Source organism: Paraburkholderia sp. NMBU_R16, assembly GCF_013282575.1.
GTDB lineage: Bacteria > Pseudomonadota > Gammaproteobacteria > Burkholderiales > Burkholderiaceae > Trinickia.
In genome coordinates, this window is the sequence record NZ_JAAAYE010000001.1 from 67,928 (window position 1) to 89,182 (window position 21,255).

The following is a 21,255-nucleotide window of genomic DNA, read 5'->3' on the forward strand; positions in this document are numbered from 1 at the left end:
TCCAGCCCGCGTGACGCCTTTCAGGTCGATGCGAATTGCCGAAGCGCGGCTTGCTCTGCAGCCAGCGTGGCGGGCAACTCTGCGCGCATGAAATCCACCCAGGTCCTGATCTTTGCATCGAGATATTCGCGTGACGAATAGAGCGCGTGGATGTTCATCGGCTGCGACGTATAGTCGGGCATGACCCAACGCAGATCGCCGCTTTTCAAACCCCGCATGACCGTATAAGTCGGCAATACGGCGATGCCCATGCCCTCGCGCACGGCCATTGCCATTGCCTCCGCGCCGTTGACCTGAAACGGTGCGGGCGGCAGCACGAACGTTTCGGCGCCGTTGGGGCCGTCGAAATCCCATTTGTCGAATGTCGAGCCCGGCGTCACGAGCCGCAGACAGACGTGATCGGCCAGTTCGCCCGGCGTTTTGGGCACGCCGTGTCGTTCGAGATACGCGGGCGATGCGCACGCGATGCTGAACGCGGTGCCGAGCCGCTGCGATATCAACCCCGAATCGGGCAGGTGGTAGCCGAGTACCAGCGAGACATCGTAGCCTTCGTCGAGCAGATCGGGGATGCGCTGCGCCAACGTGAGTTCGACCGACACGTCCGGGTAGCGCTGCCGGTAGCGGCCGATCGCGGGCACGACGTAGTGTCCGCCGAAGCTCGCCATCGCGTGCATGCGCAGTTTGCCCGACGGGCGCGCGTGCGCATCGCTTGCTTCGGCCTCGGCCTCTTCCACGTAGGCGAGGATCTGCTGGCAGCGGCGCAAATAACGCTCGCCCGCCTCGGTGAGCGCAATGCGCCGCGTCGTGCGGTTCAAAAGACGCGTGTGCAGATGCGCTTCCAGATCCGATACCGCGCGCGACGCGTAAGCGGTCGTCGTATTCAAATGCTGCGCGGCCGCGGTGAAGCTGCCCGATTCAACGACGCGCGTGAAGACGCGCATGTTCTGAAGCGTGTCCATAGCCGGTTTTCCCTTCAACGATGCGGCTCGATTGTTGCACGGCCTGCAACGTCGATTATCTCAAAAGCTGTAAAGATCTCTTGCATCCTTACCGCTTATTCCACAATGACGCGAAAAATATAATCGATTCGGTCTATTACCGCTGTCGAGGAGAGAATCGTGCTACTGCGGATCGGGAAACGAGGTGTCGCGTTCTCGTTTCTTGCATTACTGATGATAATGACCGGTTGCGCAAGCACGCATGGCATTACACCGCAGGCGCAAGTGCCCGACGCCGCGACGCTCGACGTCGGTCCCGCCATCGATGCGGCGAACGCGAGCGCGCAGTGGCCGAAGACCGACTGGTGGCAAGCGTTCGGCGACCCCCAGCTCGATACCCTCGTGCAGACCGCAATCGAGTCGAACCCGACGCTCGCGGCCGCTTCGGCCCGGGTGCGCGAAGCGGCATCGATCGCAGGCGTTGTCGAGGCGGCCGAAGGTCCGCAGGTCGCCGGCAGCCTCGATATCACGCGACAGCATTGGCCGCAGAACGTCTATTACGGTCCCGGGCCGCTCGCGGGGCGCACCACCTGGAACAACACGGGTGCCTTGCACCTGTCGTACCGCCTCGATCTGTGGGGACATGAAAAGAACGCGACCGAGCAAGCGCTCGATGTCGCCCATGCACGCGCGGCCGATGCGCGTGCCGCTCAGCTCGAAATCGAGGCCAACGTCGTACGCGCTTATCTCGATTTCGCTCAGCATTACGCGTTGCTCGATATCGCGACCGATGTGCTCGCGCGCCAGCGGCAATTGGCCGACCTGGCGCGGCGGCGCCTCGCCGGCGGCATCGGCACGCAGCTCGAACTCAGTCAGGCCGAGGCGCCGCTGCCCGAGTATGAACGTACCGTCGAGGCGCGCCGGGAGGCCATCGAGCTCGATCGAAACCAGCTTGCCGCACTGCTCGGCAAAGGTCCCGGTGCCGGTGCCACCCTGGCGCGCCCCGCACTTGCACTGAACGCGCCTGCAGACCTTCCCACTCACCTGCCGGCCGAGTTGATCGGCCATCGGCCCGATGTCGTCGCCGCGCGTTGGACCGTGGCGGGCGAGGCACGCGGCATCGACGTGGCGCACGCCGCGTTCTATCCGAACATCGACTTGGTGGCAACGCTCGGCGGCTACGCGGCGGCCGGTCCGCTATTCGGTTTCCTGCGCGCTGCGAGCGGCGGCTGGACCGGTGGACCGGCGCTGTCGCTGCCAATCTTCGACAGTGGCGCCTTGCGTGCGCGCCTCGGCGCAGCCGCCGCTAGCTATGACGTGGCGGTCGCCCGCTACGATCAATCGATCGTCGGCGCACTCAAGGAAATCGCCGATGCAACGGTGCGCCAGCGCTCGCTGGACATCCAGCAGCACGATGCCGAGCGCGCCGCCGATGCCGCCGAGCGCAGCTATCGCCTCGCCGATCGCGGCTTCCAGCGCGGGCTCACCGATTACGTCAATGTCATCGTCGAAGAGACGCGCTGGCTCGGCGCCCAAGAACGCGTCGCCGAAATTCGTGCCGCGCGGCTCGCGGCCTATGCCACGCTGATGACCGCGCTCGGCGGCGGATTGGCGACGCCCGCCGACGGGCCGGCCGACGAGCACCTGATACCAGCGCATGGCATGCAGGCCGCGCGTGCCGGGATGCAGTCGGTCAGACGAGGGAGCGAGCGATGATGTTGTCCGACAACGCGAACGCTATCGTCTCCCGTGCCGCGGCTGGGCGTGCTGCGTTGAGCGATTGGTGGGACACCGAGGGGCGCACCTGGATACACGTAGCGAAGGCGCTGCTGGCGGCGTTCGCCGCGCTGGCCATCGCCCTGCGGCTCGATCTGCCGCAACCCCGTACGGCGATGACCACGGTTTTCATCGTCATGCAGCCGCAAAGCGGCGCCGTGCTCGCGAAGAGCTTTTATCGGATAGGCGGCACGCTCGTCGGCCTCGTCGCCACACTTGCGCTCGTTGCGCTGTTCTCGCAGCAGCCCGAGTTGTTTCTCGGCGCGCTCGCACTGTGGACCGGCATCTGCACGGCCGGTGCGGCGCGCAACCGCAATTTTCGCTCGTACGGGTTTCTGCTCGCGGGTTATACGGCCGCGCTGATCGGCATTCCCGCCGCGCAGCATCCCGACGGCGCGTTTCTCGCCGCGCTCACGCGTGCGGCCGAGGTTTCGCTCGGCGTCGTGTGTGCCGGCTTCGTGAGCGCGCTGGTTTGGCCGCAGCACGCCAGCGACCAGATGCGCAGCACCGTTCGCGCGCGCTTTTCGAAGTTCGTCGAGTACGTCGCATCGGCGCTCGCCGGCAACATGGCACGCGAGCAGATCGAGCGTACGAACGCGCGCTTTCTGGCGGAGATCGTCGGCTTCGAGGCCATGCGCAGCATCGCCGTGTTCGAGAGCCACGATGCCCGCTTGCGTAGCGGGCGCCTCGCTCGTTTGAACCGCGAGTTCATGACGGCCTCTACTCGCTTTCACAGTCTGCATCAGTTGATGAATCGCCTGCGCGCCGCGGGCGCGCGCGAGATCGTCAACGCGCTCGAACCGTATTTCGCCGAGCTGGCACCCATGCTCTATACGCCCGGCGAGCCGGTGCTCAGGGCATCCGATGCGACACGCTCCGCCGATAGGCTTCAGCACTTCAAGCGTGAGCTGCCAAGCCGCATGCGCGCCACGCGCGAGCGGCTGAACACGCTATCCGATTCGGCGCTGCTCGACTTCGATACCGCTTCCGAACTGCTCTACCGCTTCGTCGACGACATGCACGCTTATGCGCAAACCTATGCGTCGCTCGCAACGGCCAGCCATGCGCGCGAACGTTCGCCGGAGCGCTACGAGCCGAAAACGAGCGCCATCGTCACCGCCATCGCCGGTGTGCGGGGCGCCATCGTCATGGCCGCGCTGAGTGCGTTCTGGCTCGCCACCGCGTGGCCGAGCGGCGCCACACTCGTTTTGAATGCTGCCGCGGTTTGCGCGCTTGCGTCGTCGTCGCCACGCCCGACCCGCATGGCGCTGCAAATGAGCATCGGAACAATGCTAGCGGCAGCGGCCGGTGCGATCGTCGTGTTCGGCATCTACCCTCGTATCGATGGGCTTGCCCTCCTCTGCGCCGTGCTGGCGCCACCGCTCGCGTTCGGTGTGTTTCTTTCCACGCGCCCCAAGCTGGCCGGCATAGGCGCGGGCTTCTGCATTTTCTTTTGCGTCCTGGCGGGGCCCGACAACGTCATGCAGTACGATCCGGCCGGATTTGCCGACAACACGCTCGCGCTGATTTTGTCGATGGTTGCCTGTGCCGCCGCGTTCGCTGTGCTGCTGCCGCCCTCCACGCCCTGGCTCATCGGCCATCTCGTCGCCGACTTGCGGCGACAGGTGGCGCTCGCCTGCCGCGCGCCGCTCGCCAGCGTACGGGCCCGCTTCGAAAGCCGCGCCCGCGATATCGCGTTCCAGGCTTACGCGGTGGCCGAACGTACGCCGGCTGCGCGGCGCGACGCGCTGGCCTGGCTCGTCGCCGTCCTCGAAGTCGGGCACGCCGTGATCGACCTGCGCGGCGAGCTCGTCGGGCTGCCGCGCGATGCGCGTTATGCGCCGACGATGCCCTGGCGGCGCAGCATCGCAGCCGCGGAGCACGAGCTTGCGGCGCTGTTCGAACGTCCGCGGGGCAGGCGTCTCGATGCAGCGCTCGCGGCGAGTGTCGACGCCATCGCCGCCACTCGGCAGGTGCTCGTCGCCTTTGCGCCGCCACGCGAAGAGCGCCATTGCCTGCAGCGCATCCTGAGCCACTTGCACTTCGTGCGCACCGCGCTGATGGATCCGCAATCGCCGCTCGCGGCGTTCGCCTCGCACGGGCAGCGTGCGAACGAAGGCGGCGATGTACCGCCCAACCATGGAGCTCGTCATGCCACGTGATCTCGCCATGTTCGGCGCCTACTTACCGGCCATGGTGCCGCTTTGCGTCGGCGGTGCCGCGCTCACCTGGCTGCTCGATCGCCTGTTTGCGGCCGTGGGGCTGTATCGCTTCGTCTGGCATCCGTCGCTGGTGCGCGCGAGCCTGCTCGTGATCGTATGCGGCGCGCTCGGCCTGGCCGTATATCGTTGAATCACCGTTCGAACCCATCATGAACACTTCCGCAGCTCACCATCCGGCATGGCGTTATTTGATCAGCTTCATTGCGACGGCCCTGGTGTTCGTCGCCGCGCTGGCGATCGGCCGTACACTCTGGATTCACTATATGGACGAGCCCTGGACACGCGATGGCCGCGTGCGCGCCGAGATCGTCAATGTTGCGCCCGATGTCTCCGGTGCTGTCGTCGATCTGCCTGTCGTCGATAACGGGTTCGTCAAGAAAGGCCAGGTGCTGATGCGCATCGACCCGTCGCATTATCAGGTCGCGCTCGAGCAGGCGGAAGCGGCTGTCGCCGCACGCCGGGCCGAATGGCAGATGCGCCGCGCCGACGCGCAGCGGCGCGCCGATATGGACAGCCTCGTCGTGTCGAAGGAAAGCCGCGAGAACGCTGTGCAATCGGCCTCGGCGGCCGAAGCACAGTATCGGCAGGCGCTCGCAGCGCTCGACGCGGCGAAGCTCAACCTTGCGCGCACAACCGTCGTCTCGCCTGTGGACGGGTACGTCACCAACCTGTCGCTCTATCGCGGCGACTATGCGACGGCCGGCACGCCGAAGCTTGCGATCGTCGACAGCCGCTCGTTCTGGGTCTATGGGTATTTCGAGGAAACGAAGCTGCCGCGCGTGAAGATTGGCGACAAGGCCGAGATTCGCCTGATGAGCGGCGGTACGCTGACAGGCCATGTCGAAAGCATTTCGCGCGGCATTTACGACCGCGACAATCCGCAAAGCCGTCAGCTCGTCGCCGATGTGAATCCGACGTTCAATTGGGTGCGTTTGGCTCAGCGCGTGCCGGTGCGCATCCATATCGACGAAGTGCCTGCGGGCGTCATGCTTGCCGCCGGCACGACTTGCACGGTTGTTGTTTCGCCGAGCTGATCGAGGCGGCTAACCGGACCCGGTCGGTTTGCGCGCGGGCATCACACGCCCGCGTGCAAAATGGCTACCGTCTGCGTGCCGTAGCGCACGAGATAACCGCCGTGCACGCTTTGCCACGCGCGGGCCGTCGTATGGTCCGGAAACCAGTTGGTCGCGAAATCGGCGAAACACCCGGCATCGAAACGTAATGCATCGAGCTCGGCGCTCGCACGCGCATCCACGTCGCGCTTGCAGGCGGCCCAATCGGCGTAGCCGAGTTCGGTCGCCAGCATGTTGAGCACATGCTTGAGCCGTACCGACTCGCGTGCGGCGAAAAGCTCCGTGAGCGTATGCGCGGGAACGACCCCGGCGGCTTTGATTCTCCGCAACACGGGTAAGGCACGGCTCGCATCGGCATGCGCCGCGCGCAGCAATCGGCGAGCATGGCGACGCAGGAATTCGACGTGAGAAAGACTCGAACGGGTGGGATTGGCGGTGGACCACATGAACACTCTCCTTTCATTGCGCCGTTCTCGCTGCGGCTTGAAGGTTGAGGTTGCGATGCGTCCGGGAAGGATCGTTCGACTGCTAAGAGCAGGTGCGGGTGGCTTTCGCGAGAACGGGCGCCCTGCCGCGCCCGGTGCGTATTCTAACGCGGGATCTTGCGATGCGCACGCCGGCGAGTCTATTCGGAACTGACTTGTTCTGGCGTACGCAGAGGAGGCGGTAAACACTTGCCGGACGGCGTACTTTTCGACTTGGCCGCGAACGATCCGGCTCGAAGCCGATCCGAACGTTCATGTCACCGATTGCGATTCCATAGCTACCGCCTACCGGCTACCTACTGAAAAGTACGGTCTCGCCGAGCTATCGTTGCGCGGCAGCCCCATGATCCGGCGGGCTTCCGCAGGCGTCGCGATGTCGTAGTCCATTTCACGCAGAATCCGCACGGTGCGCTCGACGAGTTCAACGTTTCGCGCGAGTTGGCCGCGGCGATAGTAGAGATTGTCTTCGAGGCCCACGCGAATGATCTGTCCGCCGAGCAGCAGCGAGTTGATACTTGCGGGTAGTTGCGCCGGCCCGATGCCGCTCACACAGAAGATGCTGTCCTTTGGCAATAGATCGACCATGAACTGCAAGGACTTCGGGTTATAAGGCATCGCATTCTGAAAACCTCGGTGCGCATTCATCACCAGGTTGAATACATACGGTGGCTCGTCGAGCCCCATCTGGATCAAGGTGGTGGCGTCCTGAACGATATGCGTCGGGCTGAAGACTTCCCACTCTGGCTTGATCCCGCGCTTCCTCATTTCCTCGGCCAAAAACTGGCATCGCGACGGTGAGGTATTGAGCAGGACTTCATTGCCGTCAAAGCTCGCCACGAATGTGCAGGCGTCCAGCGTGCACATCTCGGCACCGGCTTCCATGCCCTTCAGACGCTCTGCCCAGACGGTATCCCACATCCCTCCGTCGATCTGCCGCACCATGTCGCCATGAACGCCACCGCCCGTCGAATTGTTAATCACGATGTCGCATTTGGCGCGAATCAATTCGTTGATGTTGCGATAGATGTCGGCGTTGCACGTCGCCTCGTCGTCAGGCCGCCGCGCGTGCACGGCCACGACGCTCGCGCCGGCGTTGTAGCAGTCAAACACGTCCCGTGCGATCTCGTCCGGCTGCGTAGGCAAGTATGGGTTCTGTGACTTGAATGCCATCCCCCCGGTGGGTGCGACGAGGACGATAACCTTATTCGTAGCCATTTCAGTGTCTCCGTGAAAAATTGAATCGATTCGCGCCGCCATGAGCCGCCGGTCGAAGGAGTCGTGCTACTGCGTGGGCGCTTCGGCCAGAAACAGCGAGAGGCGCTGGCGAAGATGATCGGGAATCGCGACCGATTCGCGCCGCTCGAGCGAGAACAGGACGATCGTCTGCTGAACCTTCACGCGTAGCGCGTCACCGGCGAACGCTGCGAGCGAAAGCACGATGGAGCGCGTGCCGATCCGCTTCACGGTCAACTGAAATTTCAGCGTGTCACCGATTTCGCTAGGCGCGACGAAGTCCACCTCGATGCGGACCGTCGGCACACCTAGCTTCTGAATAGCGATGAAATCCGCGTAATTCACGCGCAGTCCTTCGTTGAACCAGTCCTCGATCAGCTCGTGGAACAGCACGAAGTACTGCGGGTAGAAGACGATGCCAGCCGGATCGCAATGCTGAAAGCGAACGAGCTTTTTCGTTTCGAATGAGCCTGCAATGGTCATGTTGCTTTTCCCATCCGGCGCCTCGACTCGTGAAGCGCCGGTTGTCCATCAGTTAAGCGCGCCTTCACGCTCGAGATCGCGTTCGAAATCGATGAGCGCTCGCCCCAGCCGTTCGACGAGATCGTCGATTTCCGGCTCCGTGATGATCAGCGGCGGCGCAATCAGCTGGATATCGCCGAACTGCCCGCGGTTGGCACGCCGGTTGTAAAGCGCGATGCCGTGCGCGAGTCCGTAATTCGTCAGACGGGCCGGCGCATTCATCGCCGGCGGCAATTGACGCCGCGTCTGCTTGTCCGCGACGAGTTCGATCGCCATCAGCAAACCCTTGCCGCGCACGTCGCCGACGAGACGGCTTATCTGCTGCAGCTCATGAAGTCGCCGCTCGAGATACTGTCCCATCCTCGCGGCGCGTTCGACGAGACCCTGTTCCACTACTTCGTCGATAACGGCTTCGGCAACCGCGCACGAGAACGGGTTCGAAAAGTAAGTGTGGCCGTGAACAAAGCCGCCTTGCGCGCCGATCGTCTCGACGATCCAGTTCGGCGCGAGCAGCGCCCCAAAAGGCGTATAGCCCGCGGCAAGACCTTTCGCCAACGTCACGATGTCCGGACGTGAACCTTCCCAATGGTGCGAGGACAGGAATGCGCCCGTGCGCCCCGCACCACACATGATCTCGTCGTGAATGAGCAGCACGCCGTGCCGGTCGCAGATCTCGCGGACCCGCCGGTAATACGACGGAGGCGACACGAGCGCGCCACTGGACAGGCCGCCGATCGGTTCGAGGATGAATGCGAGCACGGTGTCGGGGCCCTCCTCGACGATTCGCCGTTCGAGCGCATCTGCGCAGGCTGCGACATGCGCTTCGGCTGTCACGCCGGGCGGCAACCGGTAGGTCAGCGGCGCGGGAATCTTGGGCATCTGCCGCATCATTGGGCCGTAGATCGACTCGGTAGACGAGTCGCCCGTGACGGCCATCGCGCCCAGCGTGGAACCGTGGTAGCTCGGATCGCGGGAGATCACCTTCCAGCGAGTGGGCTGTCCACAGGCGACCGCGAACTGCCTTGCGAGTTTCAGTGCCGCCTCGATAGCCTCCGAGCCGCCCGAGACGAAGAACGCACGATCGAACCCCTCGCCAGCCAGTTCAGTGAGCTTGCCGGCCAGGCGGACGTTCTGTTCGCTCTCAAAGAAGCGCGGATACGCAAAGGTGACGTGGTGGGCTTGCTCCGATATCGCAGCAACGACGCGCGGATTGGAGTGGCCAAGGTTGCTCACCACCGCGCCCGACGTTGCGTCGAGATACCGGTTGCCGTGCTCGTCGTACAGGTGAATACCTTCGCCGCGCGCAATGCGCGGCGGTCGCGCCGCGCCCTTCGGGAGGTAGAAACTCATGACGCTTCCGCCGCGCGGCGTGTCCCCGACGAGACGCTTTCCAACCGTATCTTCCATTCCAATGCTCCTCACAAAAACGCACTGCCTCGTGCGGCGAAACAATTGTCTTCAGGCGAGGACGCTTGCGTAGCGCTCGACAAACTCATCGAACGCCGACAACAGTCGCCCGATTTCCTTCTCGGTAATGGGCATGCTCAAAACGATAAAGCCGCGGCGCGCGAGATAGATGCCGCGTTCAAGCATGTGAAAGAAGAAGAGATCCTTGACGCTATTGCCCTCGGGTAGCAGGTCTTTGATCGATCGTATTGCGTGCCTGCCGGTCTGAAGATTCATGAGGGACCCTCTTCCGGTGAACTGAAGAGGGACATTGCGCTGCACACAAATCGCGTTCAGTTGCTCGCGCAGGCGATCGCCGCAGGCATTCATTTCCCGCGCGACGTCCGCGGTGTACAGCCTGGATAGACCTGCTGCGCCGGCCGCCATACTCAGGACGTTGTTGTTGAACGTGCCGGCATGCGGCGTGGCGCCAGGCTTGCGCGGATCGAATTGATCCATGATGGATGTCCGACCACCGAACGCACCGAAAGACATGCCGCCTCCGATGTACTTGCCGAGCGTCGTGAGGTCCGGCTCGATTCCAAACGCTTCCTGGAGCCCACCGGGTGCCAGCCGCGAAGTCATGACCTCGTCAAAAATCAGCAGCGCACCGTGCTTCGACGCAAGCGCCCGCAGCCCGGCCAGAAATTCGCGTTCACCGCAGATGCAACCGGCCGCGCCCTGCATCGGCTCGACGACGACGGCAGCGACCTCGTCGGGATGTGATTCGAAGAGGCGCTGCGCGCTCGCCAGATCGTTGTAGTGGGCGATCAACAGGTCGTGCGGGACGTTGACCGGACTGTTGCCGTTCGCGAACGTCAGCACTCCGCCGTGGTACCCGCCAGCAAAAACGATGACCTTGTCACGGCGGGTATGGACCCGTGCAGCCGCGATCGCCATCAGATTCGCTTCGGTACCCGAGTTCGTGAACCGCACCGCGTCGACCGTTGGAAAGCGATCGCAGATCAGACGCGCAAGCTCCGACTCCAGCAGGTTATGTCCGCTCAGATTGATGCCGGTATCGAGCGCACGATCGATGGCCTGCCGGATGACGGGGTTCGAGTGCCCGTAGAGACCCGCCGTGAACTCCGCGATGAAGTCGATGTATTCGTGACCGTCCGCATCCCAGAGGCGGCAACCGTCACCGCGGGCGATGGCGAGCGGAAATGGACTGTAAAAAAGCACCGACCGCGTGTTGCCGCCAGGCATGACCTGAACCGCCCGCTCGTACTGAAGTGCGCTTCGCGGATTGCGCTCGGTGAAACGCTCGACCGCGTGATTGATCGCCTCGGCAAGCGGGGAAAAGGCTGAAGTATCGGAGCTTTCCATCGAGATGTCCCTGTGCATGGCATCGCGTCCCTCGGACCGAACCACTACAAATCCGGCCAGTACGATGAACTACTATTCATTGTACACTGCACAAGCCAAGTTGCAAGATTCTCTGTGTCGCCGGAGAGGACAGAGCGACGGCGAGCCGCGCGCGGCAAAAGTCGGGGGGGCGATTGTCCGGTCTACAATGGGCGCTTGTTCACCACACAATCGCGTTTTGGCAACGAACCGACAAATGACGACATCAGCTCGCAAGGCGACCCTCCCGGGAAAAACGGGCACCGTCAGGAAGGGCCGCGGCAGTGGCGAAGGTATGGATCGAGCTGGTGCCGGCGGGAATTCCCCGGCATCACGTACGCGCACCAGGAAGGACGGGACTACCGGTTCCGGGCTCAGCAAGGAAAGGATCATTGCTGCAGCGATCGAGCAGATCGACCGCAACGGGCTCATGGGATTCAGCTTGCGCGATGTCGCGCGATCGCTTGGCGTCTATCCGTCCGCGGTGTACTGGCACGTTGCGACGCGTGACGACCTGCTCGCGTCGGTTGTCGAAGCCACAATGGCCGACGTTGCGCCCGAACCCGGCAAGACGTCGTGGCAAGACTGGCTCAGGGAGTTGTTCTCCCGGTGCCGGGAGGTGATTCGCCGACACCCGAATGTCGCGCAGCTCCTCGGCGGACACCTCGTCGCCAACGCAAGCTTGAACCCCGGCATGATCGACAGGATTCTTACTGTGCTTGTTGCGGCCGGGTTCAAGGATGATCAGATCGTTGACATGTATAACGTGGTTATCGCAACGATGGTCGGTTTTTCGACGCTTGAATTCGCATCCATGCCCACGGACGATCCCGCGAGATGGGCAGCGCAACTGCAGGAGAAGGTGAGTTCGATCCCGGCGCTCGAGTTTCCGACGCTGGCGCGGTACCTCCCTGCGATGGCCAACAGGTCGTTTATCGTTCGCTGGCAGAACGGCACGGACGCAGCCATGGACTCCAGCTTCAGCGCATACGTCGAAACCGCTATTGCTGGCATGGAGCGGGCGTTGGCGCGCGCCTGATGGCTGCCAACCCGGCAAAACCGCCTGAGACGTTGTCCAATCGCCGCGAGCCTTGGCGTCAGAGTTCCAGGATGTCCCCGATCGTTGCTCCAAGCGGCGCTTCGTCAGTGTCGCTTCAGCAATGAACCTGCAGCGGGCAGCAAAGGGCACACTACCCGCCACCATCAGCCACCACGCCCGCCCACCCCCTCACGCGTGCAGCTTGAACTTCCCAACGAGCCGCTTGAGCGCTTTCGCCTGATCGTCGAGCGAGCGTGCAGCCGCGGTAGCCTCTTCTACGAGCGCCGCATTCTGCTGCGTACCGGCATCCATCTGCGTGACCGCACGGTTGATTTCCTCGATGCCTGAACTCTGCTCCGTGGACGCCGCGGAGATCTCGCCCATGATATCGGTGACTCGCTTGACCGCCTTCACCACCTCATCCATCGTGCGACCGGCGTCCTCCGCCAGCGTCGAACCGTTCTCCACGCGTTCGAGCGAGGTGTTGATCAGCGTCTTGATTTCCTTTGCCGCGGCGGCGCTGCGCTGCGCGAGCGAGCGCACCTCGCCCGCCACAACTGCAAACCCGCGCCCCTGTTCGCCCGCGCGCGCCGCTTCGACGGCCGCATTCAAAGCAAGGATGTTGGTCTGGAACGCGATGCCGTCGATCACCCCGATGATGTCGCCGATGTTTTTCGCGCTCGCATTGATTTCGCCCATCGTCGTGACGACACGCGAAACGACCGAACCGCACGTCGACGCGATCTCCGACGCATTGTTCGCCAGCGAACTCGCCTGCTTCGCGTTATCGGCGTTTTGGCGCACCGTCGAAGTCAGCTGCTCCATGCTCGACGCGGTGCGCTCGAGCGAGACGGCCTGCTGCTCGGTGCGCTGCGACAGATCGAGGTTGCCCATCGAGATCTCACCGGCCGCCGATGCGATCGCCTCCGCACTCGCCGCGATTTCGCCGACCGTTCCGGCTAAACCGGTGCGCATTTCGGAAAGCGCGTAAAGCATGCTCGATGTGTCCTTTCTGCCGAGCGCGATCGGGTGCGATAGGTCGCCCGACGCAATCCGGCTCGCGATGTCCTTCGCATAGACCGGCTCGCCGCCGAGCTGGCGCGTCAAGCGCCGCACGACCCACTCGCTGACGACGATCGCCACCGCAATCAGCGCGGCCGTCATCGCTGCCATCATGACGAACGACGACTTGAAGATGAATGCCGATGCGTCGATCGTCGCTTTAGCCTGCGCGCCGCGGGCCGCGACGAGCGCGTCCACGAGCTTTTCGAGCTTGCCCGTCTCGACCAGCAGAGAAACGTCCTGCATGCCGACTTGCCAGTTCATTTGCGACAAGTCGAGCGGCTGCGCCTTCACGAGCGTGACGAAATCGCGCAGGTGGCTCGCCCACGCCGAGACGGCGGCGGCCAGCTTCGTTTGCTGATCGAGCGCTGCTTTGTCATTGACGTCGGTGTACTGTTTGAGCGTGCCGAGCTCGCCGTTGATCGCGGCAAGGCCCTTGTCGATTTCGGCTCCGAGCTCATCGCGTTCCTTGGCCGTCGTGGCGGTAAGCAGCATTTTTTGCGCACGGCTCGAACGCAGCATGTTGCCGCGCACTTCTTCCGCGGCTCGGCTCGCCACATGGCCCTGCTCGTAGATCGATCTGGACGAATCGTTCAAACGGCTGATCTGCGTGAGCGCGAATATGCCGATCGCCAGCGTTCCGGCCAGCAATACCGCGAATGCCAGCCGCAGCGACATCTTGACCGACAGCCCATTGAGGCGCGCCTTCACGCCGGCACCACGCGACTGGCCGCCCGCCGCGGCACCCTCCGGCACAAACTCCGCCTCCGCACGCAACCTCCGTGAAACCATCTTCATGCAACCCCCTTCTGATAAGCCCCGCCTCGTGGGCAGGTTGGACGGCAAATCCGACCGCTACCGCTGGTCAACGGCATCTTCGGCGGCCTTCTTGAGCCGGGAGATACGAGAGAAAACCCGTATCCGGCGTACATTTTTTGCCTCGATTTTTCGTATGCGGGAGCGGTTATACCTCGCCAAAAAGCGCCTCGATACGAAGCTTGGCAGCGCTTGTCACGTTGGCTCTGCGCCATAAACCGGGCATTCGCGACGCCGACGCGCGACGAAAATGTCTCATGTACGACAAACAATGTCCGAGTCGTCTTTTTGAGACAAACTACACTTACGAAATCGAGGGGCACCGATTCGCTCATTGCTGAACCGCGCTCGTGCCCCAGGCCGCTCACTGAAGCGGCAAACGCTCACTCTTTCAGGATGCCTGGCATGCAGAAGAACGCTCTCGCGGCGAATGCCGCGCCTCAAATACCCCCCGCGCCTGCCGCCGGCGGTGTACAGCGCACGCTCTATTCCGTCCTTGGGGCCATCAGCTTCTCGCACTTGCTGAACGACATGATTCAGTCGCTCGTGCTGGCGATCTATCCGATGCTGAAAGCCAACTTTTCGCTGTCGTTCACGCAGGTCGGCCTCATCACGCTGACTTACCAGATCACGGCGTCGCTGCTGCAACCGCTCGTCGGCATCTATACCGACAAGCGCCCGCAACCGTACTCGTTGCCGATCGGCATGGGCTTCACGCTGAGCGGGCTGCTCCTGATGTCCATCGCGCCGAATTTCGGCGTATTGCTCGTCGCCGCGGCGCTCGTCGGATGCGGGTCCTCCGTCTTCCACCCCGAATCGTCCCGTGTCGCGCGCATGGCCTCGGGCGGCCGCTACGGGCTCGCGCAGTCGCTGTTTCAGGTCGGCGGCAACGCCGGTACCTCGCTGGGCCCGCTGCTCGCCGCGCTCGTCATCATTCCGCATGGTCAACGCAGCATCGCCTGGTTTTCGGTTGCGGCGCTCGTCGCCATCGTCGTGCTCGCGCAAGTCGGCCGCTGGTACAGCCGTCACCCGGCCACCAAGAAAAAGGCGCAGGCCCGCGCAGGCCACCCCGAACTCTCGAAGCAACGCGTCGCGCTCGCTATCGGCGTGCTGGTGCTGCTCGTGTTCTCGAAGTACTTCTACCTCGCGAGCATCAACAGCTACTTCACCTTTTACCTGATCGACAAGTTCCATCTGAGCGTGCAGGCCGCGCAGATCCACCTGTTCGTCTTCCTGGCGGCTGTTGCGGCGGGAACGATCGTGGGCGGCCCGATCGGTGATCGCGTCGGGCGCAAGTATGTGATCTGGGTGTCGATCCTTGGCGTCGCCCCGTTCACGCTGCTGCTGCCGTATGCGAATTTGTTCTGGACCGGCGTGCTGACCGTCCTGATCGGTCTCGTGCTCGCCTCGGCGTTCTCGGCCATTCTGGTCTACGCGCAGGAGTTGATCCCGGGCAACGTCGGGATGGTGGCCGGCTTGTTCTTCGGGTTCGCGTTCGGCCTCGGCGGGATCGGCGCAGCGGTGCTCGGCAAACTGGCCGACGTGACGAGCATCGACTACGTCTACAAGGTCTGTTCGTTCCTGCCGCTGATCGGCATTCTCACCGTCTTGCTGCCGAACGTCGAACAAAAGCGGCAAGCTCGGGCCGGCTGATTCAAACACTTGCCCGCACATCGCGGGGCTCAATTCGTCCGAATTCTCCCCCCGCGCCGGGGGCGAGAACTGAAAACGACTACTTTGCGCGATCAGGTCCACCGTTAGCGCAAAGGAGTCGTGAATGACCGTTTTTCCGCGAGGCGGAAGCACTCGCCCTCTGGCGTTGCCGCCTCTCGCCGCATCGCGTGCCCTGCTCACCACCCTCCTTTCGAGCATGCTCGCAGCCTGCAGTGGCGGCGGCGACGCGCCCGCGGCCACTGCCAGTCCCGCCCCCGTCAATGCGCAGCGGCTGCCCGCCGATCCTCTCTTCCAATACCAGTGGCATCTCGTCAATACCGGCCAGCTCGTGCGCCCCGATCGCTGGTGGCGCGGGACGCCGGGTGTCGATATCAACGTTGCGCCCGTGTGGACGCAAGGCTTCGAGGGTCACGGCGTCACCGTTGCGGTGGTGGATGACGGTATCGAAATCGGGCACGAGGACTTGCGTGCCAACATTGCGCGCGGACTGAGCCGCAACTATGTGACGGGCGGTGCGGACCCGACTCCTTCCATCGAAGAGAGGGCTCACGGTACGTCCGTGGCGGGCGTCATCGCCGCCGCGCGCAACAGCGTCGGAGGCGTCGGCGTTGCGCCCGGCGCCAAACTCGCGGGCCTCAACTTACTGTTGAGCAGAAACGAGTCCGACCTCGCGGACGCGCTGGGCCTCGGCATCGCCGATGGGCGCATCGCAGTCTCCAACAACAGTTGGGGCTCCGCCAACGTTGCCATGCCCGGCATGCGGGACATCCTAGAAGAGGAGATCGTCCGCAAAGGCGTCGACGAAGGCCGCAACGGTAAAGGGATCGTCTACGTTTTCGCCGCCGGTAACGGCAACAAGGATTTCAACGAATCGACGCAACCCCGCCTACCTCACTACGGATGGAGCAACTTCGACCGCTACGTACCGACGCAAGCGCTAGCGGTATGCGCCGTCAATGCAAACGGCGTTGCGTCCGAGTATTCCTCGAACGGAACGAACCTTCTCGTCTGCGCGCCGAGCGATGACATGCCCGACGCGCACGGCATGCCGCAGGGCCCCGCCATAACGACGACTAAGCCGTACAGCAAATACACGCATGAATCGGGCGGCACATCGTCCGCGGCGCCGATGGTCTCGGGCGTGGTCGCACTGATGCTGCAGGCGAACCCCGAACTGACGTGGCGCGACGTGCGCCTCGTTCTCGCGCGCACCGCTCGCGTCCTGCCTTCGATGGAAAACGATCCGGGCGCCAATTGGATCGCCACTGGCGCGACAAACCCGTACACAGGGAATCCGTATCGCTACAGCAGCCGATACGGCTTTGGCCTCGTCGATGCGCAAGCCGCGGTCTCGTACGCGCAGCGCATGAAATCGGTCGGCGGCTCGAGTCAGGCGTTCTGGGCGCAGCCATGCGGGGGCTCCGTCAGTGGAGACGATCAGGCGGCAGCGGCCACGAGCTCCGTCGAGCGAACGTTCAAGATGGCCTGCGGTAACCGCACGGTTGAATTCCTTGAAGCCGACATCGCGCTCGAGCATCCGAATTTCCGCGCGTTGCGCGTGACGCTGGAATCCCCTCGCGGTACGAAGCTGCTGCTGAGCCCCGAGTACCCCCGCTGCGTGGCTTCATACGAGAACTACGGCATGCCCGCCGCGTCATGCCGCACCGAAATGTTCGACCACCGCTTCCGGACTCACGCCGTCACGGCCCTCGACGAACCCGTGAACGGCGACTGGACACTGCGGATCGAGGATGCGCTGAACACGGGCGAACCGATCCAGTTGCGCAGCGCCACGCTTAGCATCTACTGAACGAGGACCATTATGTCAAGACCCGCTCTTTTCGCCGTGGGCGTTGCCACGCTGCTTTGCGCTACGGGACACGCTCCCGCCGTCGCCTCCGAGGCGCCGGCGCCCACTTACTGGTACAACGGCGATGCGAAAGTGCCGCTCTACCGCCAACCGCAATTGCAGGCCCCGGGCCATCGAGAGACAGCGCCGCGCGGCGCAGCGCGTATCGCGGCCGGACGGAATTTGCCCCCCATCTACGAACGCGCACCGCAGGAGTCGGCCGGGCGCCCGTCGGCACTCACCGTATATTCGACGCGCGCCGATTGGCGCCGCGGAAAACTCATGGTCCAAGCACCGGGCGTCGTGTTCACGGTCGCGGACGGCGAGCGCGCAAAACGCGCCGAGGCTTGGCTCGCTGAACGCGGAGTGCGCGCCGAACCCATTGCAGACGGCGCCGCATATAAGGTCGACGACGTCGCGGGCGTACAGGCACTCAACCTGGCAAACGCACTCTATGAGAGCAAGCTCGTGCGCCATGCGCAGCCGAATTGGATGATCGACATCGACCGGCAGTAGACACGCGATTAATCGCTCGTGGAACCGGCGCTAGCCGCCCGCGGGTGCGGCGGCGGCCGCATAGGTGCGCAAGAAGCGTTGCAGCACGCCCGAAGAATAAGCGCCGGCGATATCGCTCAAGAATGTGGTGAACAAGGCGGTTGCATGATCGTCGGCCGTGTCCGAAATCGTTCGCACGATCGCGTGCTGTACGTCATGCTCATAGCAGACCTGCGCTATGGCCGCACCTTCCATCTCGACGGCCATCGCCTCGGGCAAGGCATGCGCCAGCGCGCGTACTTCCGTCGTGCTCGAGACGAATCGGTCACCGCTGACGATCAATCCCCGGTGCACTTGCGGCGCCGCAAACCCAAAGCGTTCGGCCAGCATTGCGCCTTCGTCGGCAAGGAACCGCTGGCAGGCGGTTGCAAGCAGCTCGGCCAGCGGCGCATAAGTGAGAAAGTGCGCGCGCTCGAGCAGCGGCACCTCATAGCGCGGGAAAAGCGGCGAAGCGTCGAGATCGTGCTGCAGCGAGGAATCGGCGACCACGATATCGCCCACTCGCACGCCGGGGCCAACGCCACCCGCGACGCCCGTAAAGATGATCGAATGGACACCGAAGACGTGAATCAGCGCGCTTGCGCTGGCAGCCGCCGCGACTTTGCCCACCCGCGCTAGCGTGGTCACGCAGGGCACGCCGTACGCGGTGCCTACGTGATAGTCGCGCCGGCCGAGCGTCACCGTTTGCATCTCGCCTTCAGCGCGCATCGCTTCGACGAGATCTCCCAACTCTTGCGGCAGCGCCGCCAGCACGCCCAGGCGGCGCACGGCCTGCTCGCCGTGATTTACGGCGTCACTGCCGCTCACGTTGTATGTGCCCATCTGCACCCTCACTCGACCACCTGCAGTTTCGCGACGGCGAGTGCAAGCCACTTCTCCCCATGCCGCTTGAATCGGACGTGCGCGCGCGCATCGGCACCGCTGCCTTCGAGCGCGGTGATGGCGCCTTCGCCGAACTTCGTGTGAAACACCTGCTGGCCGACCCGGAAACCCGTATCGGCCGCGCGCTGCTCGTTCGCAAAGGCGGGCAGCGGCGCCGCGGGCGCCTCGGCGGCGGCATGACCGCCGTAGCGTTGTTGCTCGCGGCCGGGCCGCGCGAACCAATCGCGCCCCCAAGCCGCATTGTCGGATCGCCCGCCCCAGCGCGCGCCCGCTTCGGCTTTCGGCGTCAGCCACTTGAGCGTGGCCTGCGGCAACTCATCGAAAAATCGCGAGCGCACGTTGTAGCGCGTCTGGCCGTGCAACATGCGGCTTTGCGCAAACGAGAGGTAGAGGCGCTCCTTCGCACGCGTGATCGCCACATACATCAGGCGGCGCTCCTCCTCGAGCCCGTCCGGGTCGATCGCACTGTTCTCGTGCGGGAAAAGCCCTTCCTCGAGTCCCGAAATGAAGACAGCCGTGAATTCGAGTCCCTTCGCCGCGTGCACCGTCATCAGTTGCACGGCATCCTGGCCGGCTTGCGCCTGGGAATCGCCCGCTTCGAGCGACGCGTGCGAAAGAAACCCGGCAAGCGGGGTCATCGTGTCTGGGTTTTGCGCGGGCTCGCCCAGCCCCGGCGCGTCGAGTACGGTCACGCCCGCGTCGTCCGGATCGGACGCAATAGCCGGTGCGGCAGTCGCACCCGGTGCTAGCGGTATCGAACGTGCGGGCGTATCGAGACCGTAGCCCTCCTCGCTCACGAACGCGGCAGCCGCGTTGACGAGCTCCTGCAAGTTCTCGAGCCTGTCCTGCCCCTCGCGCTCGCCCTCATAGAAAGCCGCGAGGCCGCTCCCGCGCACGACATGCTCGACCGTCTCGGGCAGGCTCATGCGCTCGGTTTCGGCGCGCATCTTCGCAATGAGATTCGCGAACGCGGCAAGGCTCGAACCAGCCTTTCCGGTCACATAGGGAATGGCGGCTGCCATGGAACAGTTGTAAAGCCGCGCCGCGTCGGCCAACTGTTCGATGGAGCGCGCGCCGATACCGCGTGTCGGAAAATTCACGACGCGTGCGAAGGCCGTATCGTCGTTTGGATTGTCGATGAGCCGCAGATACGCCAGAGCATGCTTGACCTCCTGCCGCTCGAAGAAGCGCAGCCCGCCGTAGACGCGGTACGCAATGCCGGCGTTGACGAGCGTATGTTCGATCGCGCGCGATTGCGCGTTGCTGCGATAAAGGATGGCGATCTCGCTGCGCGCGAGCCCGTTGTTCATGAGTGCGCGGATTTCCTCGACGATCCAGGCGGCCTCCTGCGTGTCCGTGGCCGCCTCGTAGACTCGTACGGGCTCGCCGTGGCCCGCATCGGTGCGCAAATTCTTGCCGAGCCGCCGCGCGTTGTTCGCGATCAGTTCATTGGCGGCGTCGAGAATGTGCCCGTGCGAGCGGTAGTTCTGTTCGAGCTTGATCAGATGCCGCACGTTGAACTCGCGCTCGAAATCGCGCATGTTGCCGACGTTCGCCCCGCGAAACGCGTAGATGGACTGATCGTCGTCGCCGACCGCGAAGATGGCATTCGACTGCCCGGCGAGCATCTTGAGCCATGCGTACTGGAGCTTGTTCGTATCCTGGAATTCGTCGACGAGGATGTGGCGAAAGCGCGCCTGATAGTGCGCGCGCAGCGGCGCATTGTGCGCGAGCAACTCGTAGCAGCGCAGGAGCAGTTCGGGGAAATCGACGACGCCTTCGCGCTGGCATTGTTGCTCGTAGGCGCGGTAGAGCTCGACGAACTTCAGGTTGAAGTTGTCGGTGGCGTCCACCTGATCGGGCCGCAGTCCCTGCTCCTTCGCATTGTTGATGAAGTACTGCAGATTCTTCGGCGGATATTTCTCGTCGTCGACGTTCAAGCCCTTCATCAACCGCTTGATCGCCGACAACTGATCGGCCGTATCGAGAATCTGGAACGTGGCGGGCAGCGCCGCATCGCGATGATGGGCACGCAGCATTCGGTTGCACAGGCCGTGAAACGTGCCGATCCACATGCCGCGCGTATCGATCGGCAACAGCGCCGACAACCGCGCCATCATTTCGCGCGCCGCCTTGTTCGTGAACGTGACGGCGAGCACCGTCGCAGGCGACGCGAGCCCCTGCTGGATCAGCCATGCGATCCGCGTAATGAGCACGCGCGTTTTGCCGCTGCCGGCACCGGCCAGAATCAGTGCCGGTTCGTTCGGCAGCGTGACGGCCGCGAGTTGTTCGGGGTTCAGATTGACAAGCAGATCGGGCATGGAGGAGGCGATAGA

17 protein-coding genes are annotated in these 21,255 nt (G+C 63.8%); 8 read left to right on the top strand and 9 right to left on the bottom strand.

Going from position 1 to position 21,255, the window contains the following annotated elements:
* Positions 1-20: 20 nt before the first annotated feature.
* Positions 21-959, bottom strand: a complete 939-nt coding sequence (locus tag GWC77_RS00305) for a LysR family transcriptional regulator (RefSeq protein WP_173254710.1) — start codon at positions 957-959, stop codon at positions 21-23.
* Between the two features lie 213 nt (positions 960-1,172).
* Between GWC77_RS00305 and GWC77_RS00310 the strand changes: the two genes are divergently transcribed.
* The 4 genes from GWC77_RS00310 to GWC77_RS00325 are packed head-to-tail and all read left to right on the top strand — an operon-like array spanning position 1,173 to position 5,970.
* Positions 1,173-2,654 carry an efflux transporter outer membrane subunit gene (locus GWC77_RS00310; RefSeq protein ID WP_173254712.1) on the top strand — a complete coding sequence of 494 codons (1,482 nt, stop codon included), beginning with the start codon at positions 1,173-1,175 and terminating at the stop codon, positions 2,652-2,654.
* Positions 2,651-4,876, top strand: coding sequence for an FUSC family protein (locus GWC77_RS00315; protein ID WP_254366684.1), 2,226 nt, complete (start codon positions 2,651-2,653; stop codon positions 4,874-4,876). The genes GWC77_RS00310 and GWC77_RS00315 overlap by 4 nt, the downstream gene beginning before the upstream one ends.
* Positions 4,866-5,066, top strand: coding sequence for a DUF1656 domain-containing protein (locus GWC77_RS00320; RefSeq protein WP_173254714.1), 201 nt, complete (start codon positions 4,866-4,868; stop codon positions 5,064-5,066). Before GWC77_RS00315 ends, GWC77_RS00320 begins: the two co-directional genes overlap by 11 nt.
* 19 nt (positions 5,067-5,085) lie before the next feature.
* Complete coding sequence (locus GWC77_RS00325; RefSeq protein ID WP_173254716.1) at positions 5,086-5,970, top strand: HlyD family secretion protein; 885 nt, start codon at positions 5,086-5,088, stop codon at positions 5,968-5,970.
* Positions 5,971-6,011: 41 nt separating this feature from the next.
* On the opposite strand, the gene GWC77_RS00330 is transcribed toward GWC77_RS00325, so the two are convergent.
* The 5 genes from GWC77_RS00330 to GWC77_RS00350 all read right to left on the bottom strand — a co-directional run bounded on the left by GWC77_RS00330 (position 6,012) and on the right by GWC77_RS00350 (position 11,024).
* Positions 6,012-6,455 (bottom strand): hypothetical protein, encoded by a 444-nt coding sequence (locus GWC77_RS00330; RefSeq protein ID WP_173254718.1) that lies wholly within the window; start codon positions 6,453-6,455, stop codon positions 6,012-6,014.
* A 324-nt stretch (positions 6,456-6,779) separates the two neighbouring features.
* Positions 6,780-7,709, bottom strand: coding sequence for a 3-keto-5-aminohexanoate cleavage protein (locus tag GWC77_RS00335; RefSeq protein ID WP_173254928.1), 930 nt, complete (start codon positions 7,707-7,709; stop codon positions 6,780-6,782).
* A gap of 66 nt (positions 7,710-7,775) precedes the next feature.
* A complete protein-coding gene (locus tag GWC77_RS00340; protein ID WP_173254720.1) occupies positions 7,776-8,210 on the bottom strand; it encodes a thioesterase family protein in 435 nt (144 codons plus the stop codon).
* Between the two features lie 48 nt (positions 8,211-8,258).
* Positions 8,259-9,599: an aspartate aminotransferase family protein gene (locus GWC77_RS00345; RefSeq protein ID WP_173254722.1), complete on the bottom strand. Its 1,341-nt coding sequence runs from the start codon at positions 9,597-9,599 to the stop codon at positions 8,259-8,261.
* 108 nt (positions 9,600-9,707) lie between these two features.
* On the bottom strand, positions 9,708-11,024 hold the full coding sequence (locus GWC77_RS00350; protein ID WP_173254724.1) for an aspartate aminotransferase family protein: 1,317 nt from the start codon (positions 11,022-11,024) through the stop codon (positions 9,708-9,710).
* Between the two features lie 64 nt (positions 11,025-11,088).
* On the opposite strand from GWC77_RS00350, the gene GWC77_RS00355 reads away from it, so the two are divergent.
* Positions 11,089-12,081 carry a TetR/AcrR family transcriptional regulator gene (locus tag GWC77_RS00355; protein WP_254366686.1) on the top strand — a complete coding sequence of 331 codons (993 nt, stop codon included), beginning with the start codon at positions 11,089-11,091 and terminating at the stop codon, positions 12,079-12,081.
* A gap of 189 nt (positions 12,082-12,270) precedes the next feature.
* Here the strand turns inward: GWC77_RS00355 and GWC77_RS00360 are convergent, their stop codons facing one another.
* Positions 12,271-13,941: a methyl-accepting chemotaxis protein gene (locus GWC77_RS00360; RefSeq protein ID WP_173254726.1), complete on the bottom strand. Its 1,671-nt coding sequence runs from the start codon at positions 13,939-13,941 to the stop codon at positions 12,271-12,273.
* A gap of 423 nt (positions 13,942-14,364) precedes the next feature.
* Here GWC77_RS00360 and GWC77_RS00365 point away from each other — a divergent pair, with 423 nt between their 5' ends.
* The 3 genes from GWC77_RS00365 (at position 14,365) to GWC77_RS00375 (ending at position 17,998) form a co-directional block, all read left to right on the top strand.
* Complete coding sequence (locus GWC77_RS00365; protein ID WP_173254728.1) at positions 14,365-15,612, top strand: MFS transporter; 1,248 nt, start codon at positions 14,365-14,367, stop codon at positions 15,610-15,612.
* 124 nt (positions 15,613-15,736) lie between these two features.
* A complete protein-coding gene (locus tag GWC77_RS00370) occupies positions 15,737-17,443 on the top strand; it encodes a S8 family serine peptidase (RefSeq protein WP_173254730.1) in 1,707 nt (568 codons plus the stop codon).
* A gap of 12 nt (positions 17,444-17,455) precedes the next feature.
* Positions 17,456-17,998 (top strand): hypothetical protein, encoded by a 543-nt coding sequence (locus tag GWC77_RS00375; RefSeq protein ID WP_173254731.1) that lies wholly within the window; start codon positions 17,456-17,458, stop codon positions 17,996-17,998.
* 30 nt (positions 17,999-18,028) lie between these two features.
* Here the strand turns inward: GWC77_RS00375 and GWC77_RS00380 are convergent, their stop codons facing one another.
* Together GWC77_RS00380 and GWC77_RS00385 are read right to left on the bottom strand one after the other, a co-directional pair.
* Positions 18,029-18,859, bottom strand: a complete 831-nt coding sequence (locus GWC77_RS00380; protein ID WP_173254733.1) for a 5'-methylthioadenosine/adenosylhomocysteine nucleosidase — start codon at positions 18,857-18,859, stop codon at positions 18,029-18,031.
* 8 nt (positions 18,860-18,867) lie between these two features.
* The gene (locus tag GWC77_RS00385) at positions 18,868-21,240 is read right to left on the bottom strand and encodes a UvrD-helicase domain-containing protein (protein ID WP_173254735.1); all 2,373 of its coding nucleotides are present in this window, start codon (positions 21,238-21,240) and stop codon (positions 18,868-18,870) included.
* Positions 21,241-21,255 lie beyond the last annotated feature (15 nt).

Coding starts and splice junctions, on each gene's coding strand:
- GWC77_RS00380 (WP_173254733.1), bottom strand. CDS start 18,859: ATGGGCACATACAACGTGAGCGGCAGTGACGCCGTAAATCACGGCGAG.
- GWC77_RS00330 (WP_173254718.1), bottom strand. CDS start 6,455: ATGTGGTCCACCGCCAATCCCACCCGTTCGAGTCTTTCTCACGTCGAA.
- GWC77_RS00375 (WP_173254731.1), top strand. CDS start 17,456: ATGTCAAGACCCGCTCTTTTCGCCGTGGGCGTTGCCACGCTGCTTTGC.
- GWC77_RS00315 (WP_254366684.1), top strand. CDS start 2,651: ATGATGTTGTCCGACAACGCGAACGCTATCGTCTCCCGTGCCGCGGCT.
- GWC77_RS00310 (WP_173254712.1), top strand. CDS start 1,173: ATGATAATGACCGGTTGCGCAAGCACGCATGGCATTACACCGCAGGCG.
- GWC77_RS00325 (WP_173254716.1), top strand. CDS start 5,086: ATGAACACTTCCGCAGCTCACCATCCGGCATGGCGTTATTTGATCAGC.
- GWC77_RS00360 (WP_173254726.1), bottom strand. CDS start 13,941: ATGAAGATGGTTTCACGGAGGTTGCGTGCGGAGGCGGAGTTTGTGCCG.
- GWC77_RS00365 (WP_173254728.1), top strand. CDS start 14,365: ATGCAGAAGAACGCTCTCGCGGCGAATGCCGCGCCTCAAATACCCCCC.
- GWC77_RS00345 (WP_173254722.1), bottom strand. CDS start 9,599: ATGAGTTTCTACCTCCCGAAGGGCGCGGCGCGACCGCCGCGCATTGCG.
- GWC77_RS00340 (WP_173254720.1), bottom strand. CDS start 8,210: ATGACCATTGCAGGCTCATTCGAAACGAAAAAGCTCGTTCGCTTTCAG.
- GWC77_RS00305 (WP_173254710.1), bottom strand. CDS start 959: ATGGACACGCTTCAGAACATGCGCGTCTTCACGCGCGTCGTTGAATCG.
- GWC77_RS00370 (WP_173254730.1), top strand. CDS start 15,737: ATGACCGTTTTTCCGCGAGGCGGAAGCACTCGCCCTCTGGCGTTGCCG.
- GWC77_RS00335 (WP_173254928.1), bottom strand. CDS start 7,709: ATGGCTACGAATAAGGTTATCGTCCTCGTCGCACCCACCGGGGGGATG.
- GWC77_RS00320 (WP_173254714.1), top strand. CDS start 4,866: ATGCCACGTGATCTCGCCATGTTCGGCGCCTACTTACCGGCCATGGTG.
- GWC77_RS00355 (WP_254366686.1), top strand. CDS start 11,089: ATGAACTACTATTCATTGTACACTGCACAAGCCAAGTTGCAAGATTCT.
- GWC77_RS00385 (WP_173254735.1), bottom strand. CDS start 21,240: ATGCCCGATCTGCTTGTCAATCTGAACCCCGAACAACTCGCGGCCGTC.
- GWC77_RS00350 (WP_173254724.1), bottom strand. CDS start 11,024: ATGGAAAGCTCCGATACTTCAGCCTTTTCCCCGCTTGCCGAGGCGATC.